The sequence below is a fragment of the Streptomyces sp. NPDC059900 genome, from assembly GCF_050270335.1.
GTDB lineage: Bacteria > Actinomycetota > Actinomycetes > Streptomycetales > Streptomycetaceae > Streptomyces.
Genome location: NZ_JBNNJZ010001063.1, coordinates 1 through 1,493 on the forward strand (window position 1 = coordinate 1; position 1,493 = coordinate 1,493).

Here is a 1,493-nt window from a genome sequence, read left to right on the forward strand (position 1 = left end):
GACCACCTCTGTCCCGTTGTCTCGCCGTCCGGTCGGTCTTCGGTCAGTTGACGGATTCGGCCGTGACGTTCTCGCCGTCGGCCGCGTCCATCGCCTCGGCGAGGCTCCTGGGACGCATGTCCGTCCAGTTCTCCTCGATGTACGACATGCAGGCCGCTCGCATTCCCTCGCCGAAAACGACCTTCCAGCCGTCCGGAACCTCGGCGAATGCAGGCCAGAGAGAATGCTGGTTTTCGTCGTTCACCAGCACCAGAAAGGAGCCGTTCTCGTCGTCAAAGGGATTCGCCATGACCACTCCCCGTCAGTGGGTTCACCTGGGCGTGGCCAACAATAATCAGGCCCCTGGAAGACGACAAGCAGCCTAATTTGACAGCTCTGTCCAACCGCTTATTCTCGGCACTTGGACACGCTATTTGGGCTTGTCGGCCTTTTTTGTCGCCGCTCTCGTCGCAGCGCCGGTGAGCTTGCGCTGTGCGGGAAAGGCCACCTGCACGACCAGGCCGCCGTCCGGGCGGCCCTGCGCCGTGAGTTCGGCGTCGTGCGCCGTGGCGATGGAGCGGACGATGGACAGGCCCAGGCCGTGGTGGCCGTCGTCGGCGTTGCGGCGCATCCGCTGGAAGGGGTGGAACAGCCGGTCGACCTGGTCCGCGGGAACCTGCGGGCCGGTGTTGGCGACCTCGACGAAGGCCCGGCCGGAGCGGGTGCCGATGGTGATCTCCACCTGCCCCTCGGGGCAGTTGTAGTCGATCGCGTTGTCGAGGAGGTTGGCCAGCAGCCGTTCCACCAGCGCCGGGTCGCCGTGCAGGGCGGCGGGCTCGACATCGGCGACGAGCCGCAGGCCGCGCCGTTCGGCGGCCGGGCGGAAGGTGCGCACGACTTCGTCGGCCAGGGGCGCCAGCTCCAGCGGCTCCGGCTGTTCGAGGCCGCGCTCGCTGGTCGCCAGGAACAGCAGCGACTCAAGCAGTCGGCCCTGCTGCTTGCTGATCGCCAGCAGCCGCTCGAAGTTGCTGCGGAAGGACTCGAGCGTCGGGGCGCCGTCGATGAGGGACTCCTCGAGCAGCGCGTGCTCCAGCGTGAGCGGGGTGCGCAGTTCGTGCGCGGCGTTGGCGACGAAGCGTTTATGGGAGTCCAGGGCCGTCTCCAGCCGGCCGAGCAGGCCGTCCACTGTGTCAGCGAGGTCCTTCAGCTCGTCGCGCGGGCCGTCGACGGCCAGCCGCTCGTGCACATTGCGTGCCGTGATCTGCTGGATGGCGGTGGTCATGGAGCGCAGCGGGCGCAGCACCCGGCCGGCGACCACCCAGCCGAGCCAGATCGCGATCACCGCCGTGACCCCGAGGGCGATCGCCGACTCGAACAGCAGCCGGCTCATCATTTCCTCGTGGGTACGGGCGGCCTGCTGGCGCAGCCCTTTCGTCAGCTGGTCGGCTGACGCCGGCTGGCCGTCGCCGACGATCCGGCTGGGGCGCGGCAACTCACCCGACTCCGAGGACTCC

General features: G+C 68.4%; 2 protein-coding genes. Both read right to left on the reverse strand.

The features are described from left to right. Positions 1-43: 43 nt before the first annotated feature. A complete protein-coding gene (locus tag ACQKIP_RS47230; protein WP_266872604.1) occupies positions 44-289 on the reverse strand; it encodes an MbtH family protein in 246 nt (81 codons plus the stop codon). 120 nt (positions 290-409) lie between these two features. Beyond that, positions 410-1,493, reverse strand: a 1,084-nt coding sequence (locus ACQKIP_RS47235; protein ID WP_427745838.1) for a sensor histidine kinase, incomplete at its 5' end; no start/stop codon positions are given.